At 43.1% G+C, this 21,753-nt stretch carries 21 protein-coding genes, 1 tRNA gene and 1 riboswitch; of the genes, 11 read left to right on the top strand and 11 right to left on the bottom strand.

Annotated features, from left to right (window positions below; translation table 11 throughout):
• Nucleotides 1–4: 4 nt before the first annotated feature.
• The 10 genes from DZ860_RS17495 to DZ860_RS17450 form a co-directional block, all read right to left on the bottom strand.
• The gene (locus DZ860_RS17495; RefSeq protein WP_120033875.1) at nt 5–442 is read right to left on the bottom strand and encodes a DUF2753 family protein; all 438 of its coding nucleotides are present in this window, start codon (nt 440–442) and stop codon (nt 5–7) included.
• 107 nt (nt 443–549) lie between these two features.
• Nucleotides 550–966, bottom strand: a complete 417-nt coding sequence (gene gloA / locus DZ860_RS17490; RefSeq protein ID WP_120033873.1) for a lactoylglutathione lyase — start codon at nt 964–966, stop codon at nt 550–552.
• A gap of 126 nt (nt 967–1,092) precedes the next feature.
• Entirely contained in the window at nt 1,093–1,728 is a 636-nt protein-coding gene (gene nth, locus DZ860_RS17485) for an endonuclease III (RefSeq protein WP_120033871.1), read from the bottom strand.
• A 114-nt stretch (nt 1,729–1,842) separates the two neighbouring features.
• Complete coding sequence (locus tag DZ860_RS17480; RefSeq protein WP_120033869.1) at nt 1,843–2,535, bottom strand: electron transport complex subunit E; 693 nt, start codon at nt 2,533–2,535, stop codon at nt 1,843–1,845.
• Entirely contained in the window at nt 2,528–3,163 is a 636-nt protein-coding gene (gene rsxG, locus DZ860_RS17475) for an electron transport complex subunit RsxG (protein WP_120033867.1), read from the bottom strand. The genes DZ860_RS17480 and rsxG overlap by 8 nt, the downstream gene beginning before the upstream one ends.
• A gap of 8 nt (nt 3,164–3,171) precedes the next feature.
• Nucleotides 3,172–4,218 (bottom strand): electron transport complex subunit RsxD, encoded by a 1,047-nt coding sequence (rsxD, locus tag DZ860_RS17470; RefSeq protein WP_120033865.1) that lies wholly within the window; start codon nt 4,216–4,218, stop codon nt 3,172–3,174.
• On the bottom strand, nt 4,218–6,800 hold the full coding sequence (gene rsxC / locus DZ860_RS17465) for an electron transport complex subunit RsxC (RefSeq protein WP_120033863.1): 2,583 nt from the start codon (nt 6,798–6,800) through the stop codon (nt 4,218–4,220). The genes rsxD and rsxC overlap by 1 nt, the downstream gene beginning before the upstream one ends.
• Before the next feature lie 8 nt (nt 6,801–6,808).
• Complete coding sequence (gene rsxB, locus DZ860_RS17460; RefSeq protein WP_120033861.1) at nt 6,809–7,393, bottom strand: electron transport complex subunit RsxB; 585 nt, start codon at nt 7,391–7,393, stop codon at nt 6,809–6,811.
• On the bottom strand, nt 7,393–7,974 hold the full coding sequence (gene rsxA / locus DZ860_RS17455) for an electron transport complex subunit RsxA (RefSeq protein WP_120033859.1): 582 nt from the start codon (nt 7,972–7,974) through the stop codon (nt 7,393–7,395). Before rsxA ends, rsxB begins: the two co-directional genes overlap by 1 nt.
• 414 nt (nt 7,975–8,388) lie before the next feature.
• Nucleotides 8,389–8,464, bottom strand: a tRNA-Asn gene (locus DZ860_RS17450).
• 554 nt (nt 8,465–9,018) lie between these two features.
• On the opposite strand from DZ860_RS17450, the gene uvrB reads away from it, so the two are divergent.
• The 3 genes from uvrB (at nt 9,019) to luxU (ending at nt 13,065) form a co-directional block, all read left to right on the top strand.
• Complete coding sequence (uvrB, locus tag DZ860_RS17445; RefSeq protein WP_120033857.1) at nt 9,019–11,049, top strand: excinuclease ABC subunit UvrB; 2,031 nt, start codon at nt 9,019–9,021, stop codon at nt 11,047–11,049.
• Nucleotides 11,050–11,320: 271 nt separating this feature from the next.
• The gene (luxO, locus tag DZ860_RS17440) at nt 11,321–12,712 is read left to right on the top strand and encodes a quorum-sensing sigma-54 dependent transcriptional regulator LuxO (RefSeq protein ID WP_120033855.1); all 1,392 of its coding nucleotides are present in this window, start codon (nt 11,321–11,323) and stop codon (nt 12,710–12,712) included.
• 8 nt (nt 12,713–12,720) lie between these two features.
• Nucleotides 12,721–13,065 (top strand): quorum-sensing phosphorelay protein LuxU, encoded by a 345-nt coding sequence (luxU, locus tag DZ860_RS17435; protein ID WP_120033853.1) that lies wholly within the window; start codon nt 12,721–12,723, stop codon nt 13,063–13,065.
• 6 nt (nt 13,066–13,071) lie between these two features.
• On the opposite strand, the gene DZ860_RS17430 is transcribed toward luxU, so the two are convergent.
• Nucleotides 13,072–13,956, bottom strand: a complete 885-nt coding sequence (locus tag DZ860_RS17430; protein WP_120033851.1) for a YvcK family protein — start codon at nt 13,954–13,956, stop codon at nt 13,072–13,074.
• A gap of 170 nt (nt 13,957–14,126) precedes the next feature.
• Nucleotides 14,127–14,263: riboswitch (molybdenum cofactor riboswitch) on the top strand.
• Between DZ860_RS17430 and moaA the strand changes: the two genes are divergently transcribed.
• The 8 genes from moaA to DZ860_RS17390 all read left to right on the top strand — a co-directional run bounded on the left by moaA (nt 14,252) and on the right by DZ860_RS17390 (nt 21,743).
• On the top strand, nt 14,252–15,241 hold the full coding sequence (moaA, locus tag DZ860_RS17425) for a GTP 3',8-cyclase MoaA (RefSeq protein WP_120033849.1): 990 nt from the start codon (nt 14,252–14,254) through the stop codon (nt 15,239–15,241). It overlaps the preceding riboswitch by 12 nt.
• A 74-nt stretch (nt 15,242–15,315) precedes the next feature.
• Nucleotides 15,316–15,828 (top strand): molybdenum cofactor biosynthesis protein B, encoded by a 513-nt coding sequence (gene moaB, locus DZ860_RS17420; RefSeq protein ID WP_120033847.1) that lies wholly within the window; start codon nt 15,316–15,318, stop codon nt 15,826–15,828.
• Between the two features lie 17 nt (nt 15,829–15,845).
• Nucleotides 15,846–16,325, top strand: coding sequence for a cyclic pyranopterin monophosphate synthase MoaC (gene moaC, locus DZ860_RS17415; RefSeq protein ID WP_120033845.1), 480 nt, complete (start codon nt 15,846–15,848; stop codon nt 16,323–16,325).
• A complete protein-coding gene (gene moaD / locus DZ860_RS17410; protein ID WP_120033843.1) occupies nt 16,322–16,567 on the top strand; it encodes a molybdopterin synthase sulfur carrier subunit in 246 nt (81 codons plus the stop codon). Before moaC ends, moaD begins: the two co-directional genes overlap by 4 nt.
• Before the next feature lie 2 nt (nt 16,568–16,569).
• Complete coding sequence (moaE, locus tag DZ860_RS17405) at nt 16,570–17,028, top strand: molybdopterin synthase catalytic subunit MoaE (protein WP_120033841.1); 459 nt, start codon at nt 16,570–16,572, stop codon at nt 17,026–17,028.
• 286 nt (nt 17,029–17,314) lie between these two features.
• Complete coding sequence (locus DZ860_RS17400) at nt 17,315–17,731, top strand: CBS domain-containing protein (protein WP_120033839.1); 417 nt, start codon at nt 17,315–17,317, stop codon at nt 17,729–17,731.
• Nucleotides 17,732–17,848: 117 nt separating this feature from the next.
• A complete protein-coding gene (locus tag DZ860_RS17395) occupies nt 17,849–19,315 on the top strand; it encodes an MATE family efflux transporter (protein WP_120033837.1) in 1,467 nt (488 codons plus the stop codon).
• Nucleotides 19,316–19,439: 124 nt separating this feature from the next.
• Nucleotides 19,440–21,743: a zinc/cadmium/mercury/lead-transporting ATPase gene (locus DZ860_RS17390; protein WP_120033835.1), complete on the top strand. Its 2,304-nt coding sequence runs from the start codon at nt 19,440–19,442 to the stop codon at nt 21,741–21,743.
• Nucleotides 21,744–21,753: the final 10 nt, after the last annotated feature.

Raw genomic sequence — 21,753 nt, 5'->3', positions numbered from 1 at the left:
TTTTTTAATTGAGGTGGAACTTGGCAATCAAGTTACAGTTCGTGGCGTTATCGATATTTTGAACCATCTGAGCGATAGCAGGATTCGGATGACGACGCATAAATTCAACTAGGGCTTTCTTGCAACATCCAATCGAATCAATAAAGGAATCACACTGTGAATGAGGGCATTGGGGAACAAGGGTAAGGGCTTTTTCTGTTGCAAGTTGCAAGTACTCGAGCTCATATTTTGTTTCGCCTATCGTGCGCCAAAAAGCGGCCATGTTGTGGCATGAAATGACGGAAATCATGAGGCGATCTTCAATACCAATATTACGTGAATGACCGATTTCATCGCTTAGTGTAAGAGCTTGTTGGTAGTGAAGAATACTTCTTAGGTGATCGTTTTTTTGGAGCGCACTGTCAGCCAATAATGTGTGTTTTTCCCACTCAGGTATACCCATCTGATTTACCTCCTTATTTCAGAATTACATTAATATAAATGATAATCATTATCAGGTAAAGGTGAAAAATAAGGCAGCTAATGCTGCCTTATGGGGAAGGGGATAATTTAGCCCTCAAGACCGGCACTAGCATGGCTCATTTGGATAAGCTCTAGCATGTAGCCGTCAGGATCTTTAACGAAAGCAATATGAGTAGTACCGCCTTTTACTGGCCCCGCTTCACGAGTGATATTGCCACCTACTGCTTTGATGGCATCGCAAGTTGCATAGATATCATCAACGCCAATCGCGATATGACCAAATGCTGAACCCATCTCGTACTCGGTGGTCCCCCAGTTATAAGTCAGTTCAATCACAGCACCTTGTGATTCATCACCATAACCGAGAAACGCAAGAGTATATTTATACTCTTCATTCACATTAGTACGCAGTAACTGCATCCCCATGACTTCAGTATAAAATTTGACTGAACGGTCTAAATCACCGACACGTAGCATTGTATGTAGAATACGTCCGTTTGACATTATGTGCTCCAGAATTAGGGTTAATTATTGAGTTTCTAACCTAACGTAAAACTTTAGCATGTTGGTTTAAAATTTGATTGTTTCTGCGCAACGATTGAAGTGTTTATTTAATAGTTACACTACTGATTACACATCGGTTTTTTCTTTAAACTCACATAAATCTTCAATAATACAGCTTCCGCAACGAGGCTTTCTCGCGACACAAGTATAGCGACCGTGGAGAATTAACCAGTGGTGCACATCTAACTTGAACTCTTTCGGGACGACTTTTAAAAGCTTCTCTTCGACTTGGTCAACATTTTTCCCCATCGCAAACTTGGTACGATTCGAAACTCGAAAAATATGGGTATCGACAGCAATGGTAGGCCAACCGAAAGCGGTGTTAAGGACAACATTCGCTGTTTTGCGACCGACACCGGGTAGTGCTTCTAGTGCTTCTCGATCTTCTGGTACTTCACCGCCATGTTTCTCGAGCAATATGCGACAAGTCTTAATGACGTTCTCAGCTTTTGAGTTAAATAAACCAATGGTTTTTATATACTCTTTGACGCCATCTACACCAAGATCCAGTATGGTTTGTGGGGTATTTGCAACTGGGTAAAGTTTGTCGGTCGCTTTGTTGACGCTAACGTCAGTTGCCTGAGCTGAAAGTAAAACAGCAATGAGCAATTCAAAAGGTGTGCTCCAATTGAGCTCAGTTTGTGGATGGGGATTGTTTTCTCTGAGCCGAGTAAGTATTTCGACCCGTTTTTGATTATTCATATGGCTGACGGCTTCCTTGGCTTATGTTTTTATTAAAATATGAATGGCTCCTTTGTATCAACAGCTATGTGAGCATCGTTTTTTACAAAGGAGCATAATCAGAGCCAAATAAGTTTATTGATTGGTGACGCGGGCTCTTTCTATTGTTGGCTTATGTTCTTTTGGTTGGCGAGCTTCACGTTGTTTATCGATGACATTTTTGAGCGCAATAAGTAAACCGACACCAATAAATGCACCGGGTGGAAGTAGGGCCAGTAAGAAGCTGCTATTGAACTGGAATATCTCAATGCGTAGTGCTGCAGCCCAAGGTCCAAGCAGCAGGTCGGCACCATCAAATAGTGTACCGTTGCCTATAATTTCACGCATCGCACCAAGAACAACCAGTACGCTGGTCATGCCCATTCCCATCCAAAAGCCATCTTGTGCCGATGCGATAGGATTATTTTTCGATGCGAATGCTTCCGCTCGGCCAATGATGATGCAGTTGGTTACAATTAACGGGATAAAGATACCTAGAGATAAATACAAGCCGTAAGCGTAAGCATTCATCAGTAATTGCACACACGTAACGAGTGAAGCAATGATCATAACAAATACAGGAATACGAACATCTTTAGGTACAAAATCACGTACCAAAGAGACAGTGACATTAGAACCAACCAGTACCAACATGGTGGCAATACCTAATCCTAGAGCGTTCGTTACCGTTGATGAAACCGCAAGTAAGGGACAAAGGCCAAGTAATTGAACAAGTGCTGGGTTGTTATTCCACATCCCGTTCTTCATCAGAGTGTTATGTTCAGTCATTGCTACCTCCACAGTTAAACGGTTGTGCTAACAATGTATCGCGGTTTTTATTGACATAATCTAAGGTATTGCGAACAGATTTCACCACTGCTCGTGGTGTGATGGTCGCGCCCGTAAATTGGTCAAATTGACCGCCATCTTTACGTACACGCCAAGACGCAGCATTTTGATCGGTTAACGATTTACCCGCAAAGCTTAAGATCCAATCGGAAACACGTAGATCGATTTTATCACCCAGTCCAGGTGTTTCTTGATGAGAAAGAACTCGCGTTCCGGTCACAACGCCATTTTTGTCGATACCGACGATGACTTTTATAGCACCATTATAACCATCAGGAGCAATGGCTTCGATGGCGAGACCGCTTGGCTCACCGTTAAGCGTTGCCACATACATTGGCATTGCGGTATCGGTGCCTAAAGACGGTGCCGTTACTAAGGTACATGATTTATAAAGATCGTTATCGTGTATCTCTGTTGGTATTACTTGATTAAGAACGGACAAGAGCTGAATTTGTTCTTGGCGTTGAATTTGGTCCTTAGTCAAATATTGCGTTAGAGCCACTAGACCTGTAGATGCGCAAGCAAACAAAGCTAAAATCGCACCATTTTTACGTATTGCGTTTAACATTTTGTTCCTTAGTGACCGTATGTTCGAGGTTTAGTGTAGTAGTCGATCATCGGTACACACATATTAGCGAGTAGCACCGCAAAAGCGACACCATCAGGGAAGCCACCCCAACTACGAATAATAAAGACCATTGCGCCAATAAAAGCACCAAAGATTAATCGGCCTTTTACTGTTGTTGACGCAGAGACAGGGTCAGTTGCAATAAAGAATGCACCTAACATGGTCGCACCAGACAGTAGATGCATTAATGGTGAAGCTGTTTCGCCAGGAGCAAACAGCATAAATAGTCCGCTCATTACAATCAGGCCGCCTAAAAAGCTGACGGGAATATGCCAGCTGATGACTCGCAGTTTAATTAGCATTAAACCGCCGGCAAGATAGGCAATGTTTACCCATTCCCAACCAATACCAGCAAAGGCACCGAATTGAGGTTGTCTCATTGCTTCAGTAGCAGTGTTGCCTGTATGCAGTGCCGTTTTAAAAGCATCCAGCGGCGTAGCCATGGTAATACCATCAATTCCGGCTCGGATCTGTTGTAGTGACAAGCCTTCCATATTGAAGCCAGTAAAGATCAAAGAGATCGCATCTGCGAATGAAACAGGTGTTGCTTGCAGTGAAACTGGCGAAATCCAACTGGTCATTTGTACTGGGAATGAAATTAACAGTACAACATAAGCAATCATTGCTGGGTTAAATAGATTTTGACCAATACCACCGTATAAGTGCTTGGCGATTACGATGGCGAAAATAAGACCAATGGTAATTAGCCACCAAGGAGATAGCGGCGGTATGGCTACAGCAAGAAGCCATGCCGTTACCAGCGCACTATTGTCGCGAAGCGCCGATTTAATCGGGCGTTTGCGTAATAGCATCACGCCGGCTTCTAAACTTAGCCCGACGATGATAGCGAAAACTAATTGAATGAGTGTTCCCCATCCAAAAAAGTAGCTTTGAGCTGCGAGTCCAGGTAGAGCGCATAGCGCAACTAGCTTCATTAAGTCAGGAGTACTCCGACGACTATGCGCATGTGGTGAGCTGGCAATGAAAAAGGCCACTACTCGTTCTCCTCAGATTGTTTTATTTGTTCTTGTTGAGCTTTACGTGCTTTAGCGCGTGCAATTGCAGCAGCAACTGCTGCTTTTTTCGGATCAACCGCGACGTCCGTGCTTTCAGCTTCGTTAGTGTCTGCTAACGCTTCACTAGGAGCTGTATCGCTTGATGCTGTAGCTTGCTCTGTTTTAGCTTTGCGAGCTTTAGCGCGAGCAATTGCAGCAGCAACCGCCGCTTTTTTCGGGTCAACCGCGACGTTCGTGCTTTCAGCTTCGTTAGTGTCTGCTAACGCTTCACTAGGAGCTGTATCGCTTGATGCTGTAGCTTGCTCTGTTTTAGCTTTGCGAGCTTTAGCGCGAGCAATTGCAGCAGCAACCGCTGCTTTTTTCGGGTCAACCGCGACGTTCGTGCTTTCAGCTTCGTTAGTGTCTGCTAACGCTTCGCTTGGCGTTGCCTCGCTTGGCGCTATAGCTTGCTCCGTTTTAGCTTTGCGAGCTTTAGCGCGAGCAATTGCAGCAGCAACTGCTGCTTTTTTCGGGTCAACCGCGATGTCCGTGCTTTCAGCTTCGTTAGTGTCTGCTAACGCTTCGCTTGGAGTTGCCTCGCTTGACGCTATAGCTTGCTCCGTTTTAGTTTTACGAGCTTTAGCACGAGCAATTGCAGCAGCAACCGCCGCTTTTTTCGGGTCAACCGCGACGTCCGTACTTCCAGTTTCGTTAGTGTCAGCTAACGCGTCACTTGGACTTACATCGCTTGAGGTTGTAGCTTGCTCTGTTTTAGCTTTACGAGCTTTAGCACGGGCAATCGCATCTGCGACAGCTTGCTTCTTATTATCAGAATCGACAGCATTGGTTGCTGGCTCGACACTTAATTGCTCTTTCTCCGCTTTGCGTTCACGGGCTAAGCGTTTACGTTCTTCTCGAAGTTTAACCATTTCAGAGTTATCTGGTTCAACTTGTCCGGATTGAAGCGCTTGTGCTTGTTTAGCTTTCGCTCGAGCGATAGCTGCAGCAACAGCAGGTTTTACTGCTGCTTCAGTCGATGTTGTATTTGCTTGTTGTGCTTTTACACGAGCAATCGCGGCTGCAATTGCATCATCGCCACCGCTGGCTTTCATCTCGTTGCGGCGATCATCCGCTGCTTTTTTGAAGCGATTCTCGCGTTGTATTTTGTCTTGCTCGAGACGCAATTTTTTATCTTCAAAACGCTGTCTTGCTCGCTCTGCTGATTCAGCTTCTTCTTTACGGGAGCGTATTTCTGCTTTGGCTTGGCGATAGTATTGGACAAGAGGGATCTCACTTGGGCAGACAAAGGCACAAGCACCACATTCAATACAATCCTTAATATTCAACTCTTCACACTTATCGAACTCTTCGGCTTTTGCATGCCATTGCAGTTGTTGTGGAAGAAGAGATGCAGGACAGGCGTCAGCACACTGAGCACAACGAATACAGGCCATTTCGAATTCACGAGGTGCAATTTCTTTGCGAGTAGGCGCCAGAATACAGTTGGTTGTTTTGGTTATGGGTACATTCACATGAGGCAATGTGAATCCCATCATTGGACCGCCCATAATTAGACGAGGTAATTTCTTGTCAGCGCGGTAATCAAACTCATCGAGCAAAGCCTGAACAGGCGTTCCGATTAGAGTCCAAACATTACGTGGCTGAGCGAATGTGTTACCGGTTAGCGTTACGATGCGTTCGATGAGTGGTTCACCGTCACAAACAGCGCGCTTAATGGCGTATAAGGAACCAACGTTTTGAACTAATAAACCAATATCCGCAGGAATGCCGTCGTTAGGCACTTCTTTGTTGGTAAGGATTTTGATCAGTTGCTTCTCACCACCGGATGGATATTTGGTTGGGATAACTCGAATCACAATATCTGCTTTGTGGTGAGTTGCCGCTTCTAAAGCGCGAACGGCAGCAGGTTTATTGTCTTCAATACCGATAATCGTAAGTTTTGGGCTAAGAATATGCTCTACGATTTCAATGCCACGGATAATATCTTCGGCGTACTGTTGCATTAGTACGTCATCAGCCGTGATGTAAGGTTCACATTCAGCGGCATTGACAATTAAAATATCAGTGCGAGCTAACCCAGATTGGATTTTTTTAGCGGTTGGAAAACCAGCACCACCCATACCCGATACGCCCGCTTGACGGATTATCTCGATCAGTTCATCAGGAGTACGTTGAGTAAAATCAGCAATAGGCTGGCGCTCAATCCACTGATCTTGTCCATCTGGTGTAATGATGATACAGGTTTCAGCTAACCCTGATGGGTGAGCCGTAGTACGAGCCTCAATAGCAGTAATTATGCCTGATGTCGGCGCATGCAATGGCAACATAAAGCTGGTGTCGTACTTAGTTAATGGCTGTCCCTTTAGGACTGAATCACCAACTGAAACGATAATAGTACCCGGCTTACCAATGTGTTGTTTTACAGGTAATACAAGTTCTTGAGGAATGGCACTACGAGACACGGCAACTTGAGTTGATTGTGCTTTATTTTCTGCTGGGTGCACACCACCTGGGAAATCCCAAAGTGCGCCAGATTTAATTTGTTCAATAAGTGACAACATACCGGTCCTTAATTCCCGCTATTCTGCGACTGAGCAGAATGGGTAATATCAACAACAGGAATGGCGTCCAGTTGCCACTTCCAACTTGCTGTAGTCGTTGCTACAGGAATCATTTCAATACAATCCGTAGGGCAAGGTGATACACACAAATCACAACCTGTACATTCGTCTTTAATCACAGTGTGTAATGCTTTTGTGCCGCCGACGATAGCATCTACTGGGCATGCTTGAATGCACTTAGTGCAACCAATACACATATCTTCATGAATAAAGGCGACTTTCTTAACAGCGTTATCGAGGTCGTGAGCAGATTCTGTTGAGTCTACTCCCATTAAATCTGCAAGTTTTTCAATGGTAGCTTGACCACCTGGAGGGCATTTATTTATTGCGTCACCATTCGCAATCGCTTCAGCATAAGGGCGACATCCAGGGTAGCCACATTGCCCACATTGCGTTTGCGGAAGAATATTGTCGATTTGATCCACGATTGGGTCAGCTTCAACTTTGAAGCGAATAGATGCGAACCCAAGAATGGCGCCAAAGATTGCCGCTAAGGCAGCGATAGCAATAATAGCGATTAAGATAGAACTCATTACAACTTCACCAAACCTGTAAAGCCCATAAATGCCAGTGACATCAGACCCGCGGTGATCATCGCGATAGAGGCACCTTTAAAAGGCCCCGGAACATCGGCAGCATTAATTCGTTCTCGCATAGAAGCAAAAAGAATCAGTACGAGAGAAAAGCCTACCGCAGCACCAAACCCATAAATAATGGACTCAATGAAATTATGATTTTCATTAATATTCAGCAGTGCAACACCTAACACCGCACAGTTAGTGGTGATGAGAGGCAGGAAGATACCGAGCAAACGATAGAGTGTTGGGCTGGTTTTGTGAACGACCATTTCAGTAAATTGTACAACGACGGCGATGACCAGAATAAAGCTCATCGTTCGCAAATATTGTAAGCCGAGTGGCACAAGAATGTAGCTTTCTACTAGATAGGCGCAAACAGAGGCCAAGGTCAGCACGAACGTGGTGGCCAAGCCCATACCAATTGCAGTTTCCAGTTTTTTGGACACGCCCATAAATGGACATAAGCCTAAAAACTTTACCAGTACAAAGTTGTTGACCAGTACGGTACCGATCAATAACAAAAAATATTCGGTCATAGTTATATAGTTAAGAAATTCCGATCCTAATATTATCCTGCTTTGCTGACTCAATAACAACCAAGGAAAGCTAAGGTTTTACGTTGCCGAGTAAAAATTATACGCAATTAAAGAAAATATAGATGGTTTGATGAGTACGATAGGGGTTTAGTTGAGAGAGAAAGTCATCACGTGAGTGCCAAGCAATCAGTGTAAGTGACTATCTTTTTGCCGTTTTATGGGGTCTAAGGGCTGAAATTCATATACCTGTCCTACTTGAAATGGCAGCGGTATTACCTACATTTGCTCACCTAATGACATAGATTCATTGGGTACACTTTTTTTGCCGACTAAAATCTTCAAGTCGTCTTGGTTCAGAAAACTCTGATGATTAGAAAGCAAAAAACCGCATCCTGAGATGCGGTTTTTCTAATTTGGCTCCCCCTGCAAGACTTGAACTTGCGACATACGGATTAACAGTCCGCCGTTCTACCGACTGAACTAAGGGGGAATTGCATAAGCGGTTCGAATGGTAACGATAGGGCAGATTCGTGTCAATATAGGAGTAACGAAAAAAGTAAAAATAATAGGCTAAAAATAACTTTACTTTTCTGTAGGCCTTGAGCCAATTGGTCTCTGTTTACTTATCCACCAAAATTGTGGATAAGTGTGTTAATGAAACTTGAGCAAAATTCAAACAGTGGAATTTAAAGTGCAGAGAAATGAAAAAGATCAAGTTGGTTTCTTTTTAACCACTAGAGAAATAAAAGGTTTGCTGGTTTTTTGTGCGCTTAGAGATCGTTTAAAAAGATCTGTTGATAAAATTGATCTTCATAGGAAAGAGTAAAAAATAAGCTATTTTGTGAATAAGCTGTGAGTGAAAAATAGACAATATTCGAATGAAATATGTGCAGGGCGGAGGATGATAACAGGATCTTTTGTTAGGATCTAGATCCTAAATCGCCAATTTAAATAAATAGGGATTAATTTCAGTCATAGTACTTGAGTCTGTATATATATACAGACAAAATAGTAATAAGTTGAGTTAAGTAATTTGGGGTAAGTATGAGTAAACATTTTGATCTCGTTTCTGATTATCAGCCATCGGGTGACCAACCGGCGGCTATCGACAAGCTATTTGATGGGCTTGATTCTGGGCTTGCTCACCAAACTCTACTTGGGGTGACGGGATCTGGTAAAACATTTACTTTAGCCAATGTGATCGCAAAATCACAGCGACCAACCATTCTACTTGCACCAAATAAAACACTGGCAGCTCAATTGTATGGTGAGATGAAATCATTCTTTCCCAACAATGCCGTCGAATTTTTTGTCTCTTACTACGATTATTACCAGCCTGAAGCTTACGTCCCGACGACAGACACCTTCATTGAAAAAGATGCTTCGGTGAATGCTCACATTGAACAGATGCGACTTTCTGCAACAAAAGCACTGCTAGAGCGTAAAGACGCCATTATCATCGCTTCTGTTTCAGCCATTTATGGTTTGGGAGATCCTCAAGCCTATCTACAGATGATGCTTCATATACGTCGTGGCGATATTATGGATCAGCGAGATATTTTACGTCGTCTCGCGGAGCTGCAATATAGCCGTAATGATGTCGCGTTTGAACGAGGCCAATTTCGAGTTCGTGGTGAAGTTATTGATATCTTCCCAGCGGAATCTGATCAAGATGCAGTGCGTATTGAAATGTTTGATGATGAAATCGACAATATCAGTATTTTTGATCCACTGACTGGGGCAGTAAAACAAAGAGACTTGCCTCGTTTTACTGTTTATCCGAAAACCCACTACGTTACTCCGCGTGAGCGAATATTAGAAGCGGTCGAAAACATTAAAGTCGAATTGGCCGATAGAAAACAATATCTACTAGATAATAATAAATTGTTAGAAGAGCAGCGCATTTCTCAACGAACTCAATTCGATATTGAAATGATGAACGAACTTGGTTTCTGTTCAGGCATAGAAAACTATTCGCGTTATCTAAGCGGTCGTACAGAGGGTGAGCCGCCACCGACTTTATTTGATTATTTACCTGCCGATGGTTTGTTAGTTATTGATGAATCACACGTGACAGTTCCACAAATTGGCGCGATGTATAAAGGCGATCGCTCTCGAAAAGAAACATTGGTGGAATTTGGTTTTCGTTTGCCATCGGCATTAGATAATCGCCCACTAAAGTTTGATGAGTTTGAATCAATTGCACCGCAAACCATTTTTGTCTCTGCTACTCCTGGGCCTTATGAATTAGAAAAGTCTGGACGTGATATCGCCGATCAGGTGGTTCGACCAACTGGTCTTTTGGATCCTGAAATTGAAGTTCGCCCGGTTGCAACGCAGGTTGATGATCTTCTATCTGAGATTCGAATTCGTGCGGTCAAAAATGAACGGGTATTGGTGACCACGCTTACCAAGCGTATGGCTGAAGATTTAACTGAATATTTGGCAGAACATGATGTTCGAGTTCGTTATTTACATTCGGATATTGATACGGTTGAGCGAGTCGAGATTATTCGAGACTTGCGTTTAGGTGAGTTTGATGTGCTCGTTGGTATCAACTTACTTCGAGAAGGTTTGGATATGCCTGAAGTCTCGCTGGTGGCGATTCTAGATGCAGATAAAGAGGGCTTTCTTCGTTCAGAACGTTCTTTGATTCAAACCATTGGGCGTGCAGCTCGAAATCTAGAGGGCAAGGCGATTCTGTACGGTGATCGAATTACCGGATCGATGAAAAAGGCAATTGATGAGACAGAACGTCGTAGAGAAAAGCAGCATGCCTACAATGAAGAGAATGGTTTAAAACCGCAGGCACTAAAACGCAATATCAAAGATATTATGGAACTTGGCGATATTGCAAAAAGTAAGAAACAACGCACCAATAAACAGGTGCCCTTGTCCAAAGTGGCAGAGCCATCTCAAAATTATCAATCATTATCAGCTAAAGATCTTGAGAAAGAGATTAGTAAGCTTGAAGCACAGATGTATCAACATGCTCAAGATTTAGAGTTTGAATTGGCGGCACAAATTCGAGATCAAATAGGCACACTGCGCCAGCAATTTATCTTGAATAGTTGATAGAACGAGTCATACCCGAATTAAGGCAAAAAAATAGCCAATAGAAATCGTCTATTGGCTGTAATTTGTGAATACTAAGTTCACTAACAACGTCAGTTGGCTAGGTGACCCATGAGGGTCAAGTTTCATGCTGCAGAAAACATGCCAAAAAAGATTTACAAAATACGACGGAAATTCAATGAATTTTAGGTTGATTACAAATTGAGTTTGCAAAATGCAAAGCGCAATGCAATTATTTAGACAAAATGCAAAATAAATAATTGGCTGGGTTATGCAAGGTGTTGCGTTTATACAAAAAGTAAAATATCTCTTAATGGTGGAAGATACTGCATCTGTTGCAGCATTATACCGCTCTTATCTTACGCCTCTAGGTATAGACATTAACATCGTCGGTACCGGTAGAGAGGCGCTCGAAAGTTTAGAGTTTCGAACTCCAGATCTCATTTTATTGGATTTACGTCTCCCTGATATGACGGGTATGGATGTACTCCATGCGGTGAAACAACAAAATCCTGATGTCCCTGTTATTTTTATGACAGCTCACGGTTCGATTGATACAGCGGTTGAAGCAATGCGTTTGGGTGCGCAAGACTTTCTGATTAAGCCATGTGAGGCTGATCGCCTACGCATCACCGTTAACAATGCCATCCGTAAAGCGACAAAATTAAAGAATGAAGCGAATAACCCTGGTAATCAAAGTTATCAAGGTTTTATTGGCAGTAGCTTAACTATGCAAGCGGTCTATCGCACCATCGATTCCGCGGCGGCAAGTAAAGCGAGTATATTTATTACGGGTGAAAGTGGAACGGGTAAAGAGGTTTGTGCAGAAGCAATCCATGCGGCAAGTAAGCGTGGAGACAAGCCATTTATTGCTATCAACTGTGCTGCGATTCCAAAAGACTTGATCGAAAGTGAGTTGTTTGGTCACGTTAAAGGCGCGTTTACCGGTGCCGCATCTGATCGCCAAGGCGCAGCTGAGTTAGCAGATGGTGGCACGCTATTTTTGGATGAGCTGTGTGAAATGGACCTAGAATTGCAGACAAAATTACTGCGATTTATTCAAACAGGTACCTTTCAGAAAGTGGGTTCCTCTAAGATGAAAAGTGTGGATGTTCGCTTTGTTTGTGCGACCAACCGAGACCCATGGAAAGAAGTACAAGAAGGACGATTCCGTGAAGATTTATACTATCGACTCTATGTAATACCGCTTCATTTACCACCATTACGTGAGCGCGGAGAAGATGTCATAGAAATTGCATATTCACTACTCGGCTTTATGTCGAAAGAAGAAGGTAAAGATTTCGTTCGTTTAGCGCCAGATGTCGTTGAGCGATTCGCTCGCTTTGAGTGGCCTGGAAATGTTCGTCAGTTGCAGAATGTATTACGTAATGTTGTGGTATTAAATAATGGACAAAACATCACGTTAGATATGTTACCACCGCCTTTGAATAAACAAGATGAGTTGGTGATTAAATCTACTGTACAAGACCACGATATATTTTCGGTACAGGATATCTTTCCTTTATGGTTGACGGAAAAAAATGCAATAGAGCAAGCGATTAGGGCGTGTGATGGTAACGTGCCTAAGGCGGCAAGTTATCTAGATGTCAGTCCATCGACTTTATATCGTAAATTGCAGGCATGGAATGCGAAGGAAGCATAAACACAGTGATGAAAATACAAAACTCAGCCAAGCTGGAGCAATTAAGTCATGAAATTGGGGCGGAGAATGTCCCAATTTTGCTGAATATTTTTCTTAGTGAGCTAGCGCAATATATCGATACATTGAGCATGCAAACTGACGACAGTAACAATGAATACCTAAAAGATATTTGTCATGCACTAAAAAGCAGCGCGGCTAGTTTTGGCGCGGAAAAGTTATGTGCAATGGCGATTGAAATTGATACATCGGCGAAGCTAGGTCAGCGTTCTGAGTATCGAGAACACAGAGTTCAACTGATAGCACTTTTGAGAGAAACCCAACAGTGCTATCACAAATTATTGGCATCGGACTGATTGTCGTTATTTGAGCAGCTCTTCGATAGCGCCCTGTAGTTTAGCTCTATCATGGCGCCAATCACGATTTGGAGATGCTAAATCGGTGGTAATACAATTCCATTCTGATAGTTCAGGATGTGGTGTATCACCTAAAACGTAATCGATTTGTCTGCCTTGGCAAGCTCTCTCACACCATTCAAGTTTTTCTTTTAAGCTCATTCTTCCTGCTGGGCCGAATTCAGGGGAAAGGTTTTCAACAAAAACGAGTTTTGCTTGCGTATTTTTCGCGATAGAACGAGCGAGCTCTGAGAGTAAAAGTGGTGGCATTATGCTGGTAAGAAAGCTTCCGGGACCAAGAATAATCATGTCGGCTTCTTCAATTGCTATAACACCTTCTTTCGTTGCTGGGACTTCAGGATCTAAATCGAGACGTTGAAGGTTTTCTTCCATCTCATCAACGCTTGTTTCGCCAGTGACTAGTTTGCCATCAACAGAAAGAGCGATGAGATCTGAGGGATGCTCTGACATTGGTACAAGGTTAATATCAACTTTGAGCATGTTGCGAATCAGGTTGATCGCATCCAGAGGACGGACTGAGAGGTTATCGAGAGCAGTAAGCATTAAATTGCCAAGATTATGGCCATTAAGCTCCCCTGCGCCTTTAAATCGATACTCAAACATCATCGAACTGATAGAGGGTTCGGTGATGAGCTGATTGACACAATTTCGGGTATCTCCCCATGCAATGCCACCTTGGCAATCACGGATACGTCCCGTTGAACCACCATTATCGGTTGTGGTTACGATTCCCGTTGCATTGGCACCAAAATCAGATAATGCAGCAAGCATTCGTCCAAGGCCATGACCACCGCCGATGGCGACCACTTTTTTTTGTGAGTAGAGTGTCATCTCGTTTTTCTTATATTGCAATATCCAGCTATAATTTAGAGTATCGCATTAAGAATAACTAACCATAAGGCTTTTTTTTGCGGAATTCGCAGGTTTTTTATAGCTTAGGGTAGATTCCAATTTCATTATTAAGTATTTTAAAAAAAGCTACTGTTGCACAATAAAGTCAGCAGTTGCCATAACTCCGAGCTCTTTTAGCTAAGTTCAGTGGAATAGGCGAAATGAAGCCAGTGACACGTTGTCACAAGGGCATGATTAGAAATGATTGTGCCTCCCGTGTTTGGAAAGGTGTTCCGTGGCGCAACAATTCGAAGATAGATTTCACCGCAAATTTTATTATTTGCGTCTCTCTGTTACAGATGTATGTAACTTCAAATGCACATATTGCTTACCTGATGGTTATAAACCGTCGGGGCAGAAAAACTCGTCTTTTTTAAGCTTACCTGAAATACAACGCGTTGTTCGCGCTTTTGCTGACTGTGGTACGTCAAAAGTACGTATTACTGGCGGTGAACCGAGTTTACGTAAAGATTTTACGGATATTATTCATACTGTTGCAACGACGCCCGGTATTAATAAGGTCGCAACCACCACCAACGGTTACCGCATGGAAAAGCATGTGGCTGACTGGAAAGAGGCGGGCTTGACCAATATTAATGTGAGCGTGGATAGTTTGGATCCAAGAATGTTTCATCAAATTACGGGTGAGAATCGTTTTACCCAAGTGATGAATGGCATAGAACGCGCATTTGAGATTGGCTACGAGCAGATCAAAGTAAATGTCGTGTTGATGAAAGATGTTAACTCGCATCAATTGCCGGCATTCTTAAATTGGATCAAAGACCGTCCAATCCAATTGCGTTTTATTGAGTTGATGCAAACAGGTGAGATGGACGATCTATTTAATAAGCATCATGTCTCGGGTGTCGCAATTCGTAATCAGCTCATTGCCAACGGTTGGTTACTAAAAGCTCGTGCTGAAAATGATGGTCCAGCTCAAGTATTTATTCATCCAGATTATCAGGGTGAGATCGGCCTTATCATGCCGTATGAAAAGAATTTTTGTGAAAGTTGTAACCGCCTGCGTGTTTCTGCGCTCGGCAAGTTACACTTGTGCTTATTTGGTGATCACGGCGTAGAACTACGCGATCTATTACAAGAAGATCACCAAGAAGAGGCTTTGATTCAGCGCATACAAGAACAATTACAGACCAAGTCTGTTAGCCATTTTCTTCATGATGGTAATACAGGTATGACGCCAAATCTCGCTTCGATCGGCGGTTGATAAAACAGAACAAACTATGCCAAGAGTTCAACTTGGCAGCTAAAAAAAATTATGTGAATTAGATAGGTGTACAAATGGGTCACGCAGAAAGTAAATTCCAAGCAGCAAATATCGCAGTACTAACAGTTTCAGATACTCGCACTGAAGAGAATGACACATCAGGTGGCTATCTTGCAGAACATGCGGCAGAAGCGGGTCATAACGTTGTTGATAAGCAAATTGTTATCGATGATATGTACAAAATTCGTGCGATTGTTTCACAGTGGATTGCTGATGAAAACGTACAAGCTGTAATGATCACTGGCGGAACTGGTTTTACTTCTCGTGATAGTACTCCTGAAGCATTAAAACCTCTTTTCGACAAAGAAGTGGAAGGATTTGGTGAGCTGTTCCGTTTGGTTTCTTATGATGAAATTGGCACGTCTACCATTCAGTCTCGTGCGATTGCTGGTTTTGCTAACCACACGGTTATTTTTGCTATGCCAGGCTCAACAGGTGCATGTCGTACCGGTTGGACAAAAATCATTAAGCAACAACTTGATGCAAGCCATCGTCCTTGCAACTTTATGCCACATTTGTCGGTATAAAAAGTAGAGGGAAGATGATGAACCAATTTACTCATATCAATGCTTCTGGTGAAGCAAACATGGTTGATGTTTCGGGTAAAACTGAAACTGTTCGAGAAGCACGTGCAGAGGCCTTTATTCATATGGCTCCTGAAACACTCCAGTTGATCGTTTCAGGCCAGCATCATAAAGGTGATGTGTTTGCGACGGCTCGTATTGCTGGTATTCAAGCAGCGAAGAAAACCTGGGATTTAATTCCACTGTGTCACCCTTTACTGCTTTCAAAAGTGGAAGTGCAGCTTGAAGCTATCGAAGCTGAAAATCTGGTCCGTATTGAGTCTGTTTGTAAACTAGCGGGTAAAACTGGTGTAGAAATGGAAGCATTAACAGCAGCATCAGTCGCAGCACTAACTATTTATGATATGTGTAAAGCTGTTCAAAAAGATATGGTGATTGGTCAAATTCGCCTGCTTGAAAAAACAGGCGGTAAGTCAGGTCACTTTAAGGTTGAATCATGATTAAAGTTCTTTTCTTTGCTCAAACCCGAGAATTAGTCGGGCTGGATTCTATCGAACTTGATGGTAACTTTTCTAGCGTTGAAGAGATTCGTTCTTATCTTGCTCAGCAAGAGGGTAAATGGGATCTTGCGTTAGAGCCAGGTAAACTGCTTGCTGCTGTAAACCAGTCTATTGTTCCTTTGGAGCAAGCGGTGCAAGATGGCGATGAAGTGGCTTTCTTTCCACCGGTTACAGGCGGTTAATCATGGATTTACGTGTTTCAGTCCAAGTTGAAGATTTTTCGGTTAACGATGAATATGCGGCACTATCGACCGGGACTTCAACGGGTGCTGTTGTGACTTTTATCGGTAAAGTTCGTGATATGAACTTAGGCGATAACGTGGTTGGTTTGTCTCTAGAGCACTATCCAGGCATGACAGAAAAAGCGTTAAGCGAAATTTGCAATGAAGCCGAAAAGCGTTGGCCAATTCAAGGTATGAGAGTGATCCACCGTATCGGAGATATGGATATTGGTGACCAGATTGTTTTTGTTGGTATTTCTAGTGCGCATCGTGGTGCAGCTTTCGAGGCTTGTGAGTTTGTTATGGATTATCTTAAAACCAAAGCACCATTTTGGAAAAAAGAACGAACAACCGAAGCGACGCGATGGGTTGAATCTCGTGATTCTGATGCCAAAGCTGCAGAGCGTTGGCAAAGCGAATAAAAATAGTTAATAAAAAGTTCTCGATTAGAGAACTTTTTTTTGTTTAAAGCTCCTGTAATCCATTCCTTGTAGCCCTATGCGGCTTGGGGGGAGATTGCAGATAGGGTGCTATTTTCTTATATTGATAGTTTTGAACGATGGCATTAATTGCTTATTTCCATTTAGTAAAATCAAGAAATTAGACGACACTTATCTTATAGGCCTGACAAAAACTCAATGATTTATTAAATAAGAGTGTTGCTTAGTCGCTTAGTTATATCGTCAGTTGCATCATAAGGAGTTCAATATGGAATCGTTAAAAGTCCGAGATTACATGACACTACAGGCGGTTACTTTTAAACCGGAAATGTCATTAAGTGCAGCTCTGGATAAGGTGATGAGTTCAACTCATCTTGGTGGCCCTGTGATTAATGAGCAGGAGCAAGTGATTGGTTTTCTATCAGAGCAAGACTTGCTCGATAAGCTGGTTAAGGTAAGCTATTTTTGCCAAGACACCCACATTGTGAGTGATTGTATGCATCCTGATGTGCTTTCTGTATCACCGGAAACTTCGATTATTGAGTTAGCGGATATGATGAAAGTTGGAAAACCAAAAGTATATCCAGTGCTCGATAATGGAAAATTGGTGGGGATCATCACACGACGAGATGTATTAAGAGCGATTGGTAAAAGCATTAATGATTGCTTTAAGCATCCAGTGTAAATTGAATCACTCAGCAGAAAAAAGAGGCGCAGTTTGCGCCTCTTGTGTTTATGGGGTTTCATGAACGCATGATAAGAGAAACGTTATTCATCACAGCAATCTCAATATGGAGTGAGTATGTCTGACCCTAGTGCCAAGTTTATTGAAGGCTCAACCATGCGTCATATTTTAGTGATGTCAGGGGCGGGTTCGATTGGCTTAATGGCTTTATTCGTAGTCGACTTACTTGATATGCTTTTTATTAGTATGTTGGGACAGGTAGAGTTAGCGGCAGCGGTTGGTTTTGCGGGGACTTTAGTCTTTTTCTCTACATCAATTTCAATTGGTACCTCTATCGCAATGGGCGCTCTTGTTTCAAAAGCGATTGGCTCTAAACAATGGGATCAAGCTAGGGGGATGAGCACCAGTATACTTGTGACAGCATTTGTCATTAGTTGCGTGGTCAGTGCTTTGATGTACGTTTTTATTCCTGAGTTATTGGCGATGCTCGGCGCGAAAGGTTTTGCTGCAGAGCGAGCGGAAGCTTATTTACGTATTTTGTTACCAAGTGGTCCTGTCATCGCGCTAGCTATGGCGGCAGGAGCAGGGTTAAGAGCGGCAGGCGATGCAAAGCGTTCGATGTGGGCAACATTATTTGGCGGCATTGTGAATGCTATTTTGGATCCTTTATTCATTTTTGGCTTTGGCTGGAATGTTGAAGGCGCTGCGATTGCTTCTGTATTTTCAAGATTTACCGTTTTGTTTTTCTCCCTCTATCCTCTCATTCGAGTTCATAAGTTACTCGCACCACTCTCCTTTGTCGGTTGGCGCTTTAATATTAAAGCGATCTTAACCATTGCGATTCCAGCGATTATTACCAACTTAGCAACGCCTATTGGTAACGCCATAGTGACAACATCTATTGCTCAATATGGCGAAGACTTTGTTGCTGGGTTTGCCGTTATTGGACGTCTAACCCCGGTTTGTTTTGCTGTGATATTTGCGTTGTCCGGCGCGGTTGGGCCGATTATTGGCCAGAACTTTGGTGCAATGCGTTTTGATCGGGTTAGAGAAACCCTTTATAACTCACTGATTGTTACAACCATCTATACCTTGTTAGTCTGCATAACCTTGTATTTTGCTCAAGATCTAGTGATTAAAGGGTTCAGTCTGCAAGGGGATGCCGCCACTATTGTCGCTGCATTTTGTACTTATGTTGCGGCGAGTTTTATTTTCAATGGAGTGCAATTTGTTGCAAACACTTCGTTCAACAACTTAGGAAAACCTTTGTATTCAACGGCTCTGAATTTAGGGAAAGCGACCTTAGGGACGTTGCCGTTTGTCTATTTTGGTTCACAGTGGTTTGGTGCGTTAGGGGTGGTTTATGGGCAAGCTTTAGGTTCGGTTGTATTTGGTGTGATTGCTTTTATTGTGTTACGCAAACATATCGCTGATCTGATGCAAGGAGCACAAATGGACGTCGAAGCAGAGGACCCATCAATTACTTGTGTGAATGCTCCTCCATTTTGTACTCATGACGCAGTGTTGATTGATGAGGTCTTAGCGAGTAGTGAAACCTTGTCTCCTGTTGAACAAAAAAATTAGCTCAAAAACATGTTGACCTTGGAGTAGACTCCAAGGTTTATGCTTGTCTCAAATAACATAGATAGCATGATGTTCAAACGCGAATTCTGACTTCGTTTGTCCATCAAAACATGGAGATAGTATTATGTGTTCAAAACACAAAGATTGCTGTTCAACTAAAGTAACAGCGCCACAGAATGCCCAAGATTCTTGTGCAATGCCAAAAATCACGTCGATTAAAATGGCGGGAGTAACAACAAGCGAAGCGGGTTGTTGTGCCTCTGACGGTTGTGGTTCTCATAGTGACCCTGTCGATGAGGAAAGTGACTCCCCAGCGTTATCGAACAGTACATTTACTCAAAGCTGGAAGATTGATGGGATGGATTGCCCATCATGTGCCAAAAAAATTGAAACAGCAGTACGCAAAGTTGCTGGTGTTCTCGATGCTAAAGTTCTTTTTGCGACCGAAAAATTGGTCATTCAAAGTAATGATGCCGCCGTCGCTCCCCTTGTGGAACAAACCATTCTCGATACTGGGTTTACGTACTCGGATCCCGCTTCTAAAGGTAAGAAAAATGCCCCGTTAGGTTGGAAAGCTATCTTCCGACAAAACGCGCAAATTATCGCTATCGCTTCTGCTATGGCAATCGCGGCGTTGCTTAAACCTATCGTTCCTCAAGTGAGTGAATGGCTGTTTGTTTTGACCTGTTTGGCTGGTCTATATCCTATCGGAAAAAAAGCCATTGTTTTGGCAAAATCAGGTACACCATTTGCCATTGAAACTCTAATGAGTGTCGCGGCTTTAGGGGCGCTCTATTTAGGTGAAACAGTTGAAGCTGCCATGGTGCTTTTACTCTTTCTCATTGGTGAGCGTCTCGAAGCTTTCGCCGCATCTCGAGCAAGGAGCGGTGTACAGGCGCTAATGGAGTTAGTGCCAGAATCTGCAATCAAAATAGTCAATGGTGAGCGTGTTGAAGTCGCAGCAAGTGAGCTTAACCCTGGCGACGTTATCGAAGTTGCTCCGGGGGCGCGTTTACCAGCAGATGGTCGATTAAACAGTGGTACAGCTAGTTTTGATGAAAGTGCTTTGACAGGAGAATCTATTCCTGTTGAACGATTTGATGGTGATGCGGTTATGGCTGGTGCCGTGGTCGTAGATAAAGTGGTGCGTTTTACGATTACATCCAAGCAAGGTGAAAATGCGATTGACCGTATTTTGCATTTGATTGAAGAGGCCGAATCTCGTAAAGCACCATTAGAACGATTTTTGGATAGATTCAGCCGTTGGTACACACCGTTAATGATGTTGGTTGCTCTACTCGTTATTTTAGTGCCACCGATGCTTTTTGCACAGCCATGGGAAACTTGGGTATACCGAGGTTTAGCATTACTTTTAATTGCGTGTCCATGTGCGTTAGTGATCTCAACACCAGCCGCGATTACTTCCGGGTTAGCAGCAGCAGCACGTCGTGGTGCTTTAATCAAAGGGGGGGCTGCATTAGAGCAACTGGGTAAAGTGGAGATGGTGGCTTTTGATAAAACTGGCACTTTAACCATGGGCAAACCAGAAGTGACCGATATCATTGCGATTTCAAGCTTAACTCAAGATGAGCTATTGACAAAAACCGCGGCGATTGAAGTCGGCTCTAGTCATCCACTCGCAGTATCTCTAGTGCGTAAGGCAAAAGAACTTCAACTCGTATTGCCTGAAGCGATGGATAAGCAAGCCATGATTGGTAGCGGTGTTAGTGGCATTATTGATGGCGTTGAATATCGTGTTGTCGCGCCGAGTAAGTTAGACATAGAGCTACCATTAGATTGGCAAAATCAGGTTCAAGAACTCGAAAATGAAGGGAAAACCGTCGTTGTTGCTCTAGCGGAACAAAAACAAGTGATTGGTATTATCGCTTGGCGAGATACCTTGCGTGAGGGTGCGGCTGAAGCGGTACAGCAGCTAGAAAAACTGGGTATCAAATCATTGATGCTGACAGGGGATAATCCAAGAAGTGCAGCGGCAATGAGCACCATGATTGGGATTGATTATAAAGCGAGTTTATTACCACAAGACAAGGTGCACTATGTTGAATCCTTGTCGAGTAAAGCAAATGTTGCCATGGTCGGTGACGGTATCAATGATGCACCAGCCATGAAAGCTGCGAGCATTGGTATTGCGATGGGTGGCGGTACTGATGTCGCTCTAGAGACCGCAGATGCCGCTCTAACACATAATCGTCTTGCGGAATTGGCGGTGATGATAGAATTGTCTCGCGCGACATTGAGTAACATTCGCCAAAATATCGCATTGGCACTGGGGTTGAAAGGGATCTTCTTAGTAACGAGCTTAATGGGGATTACTGGATTATGGGTTGCTGTTTTAGCGGATAGTGGAGCGACGGCTATTGTGACACTTAATGCGTTAAGGTTGCTCAAGTTCAAACCTAAAGAATAAATTATCTTCT

This window comes from Vibrio sinensis (genome assembly GCF_003605645.1).
Lineage (GTDB): Bacteria > Pseudomonadota > Gammaproteobacteria > Enterobacterales > Vibrionaceae > Vibrio > Vibrio sinensis.
This window is presented reverse-complemented; position numbering and strand designations above follow the sequence as displayed.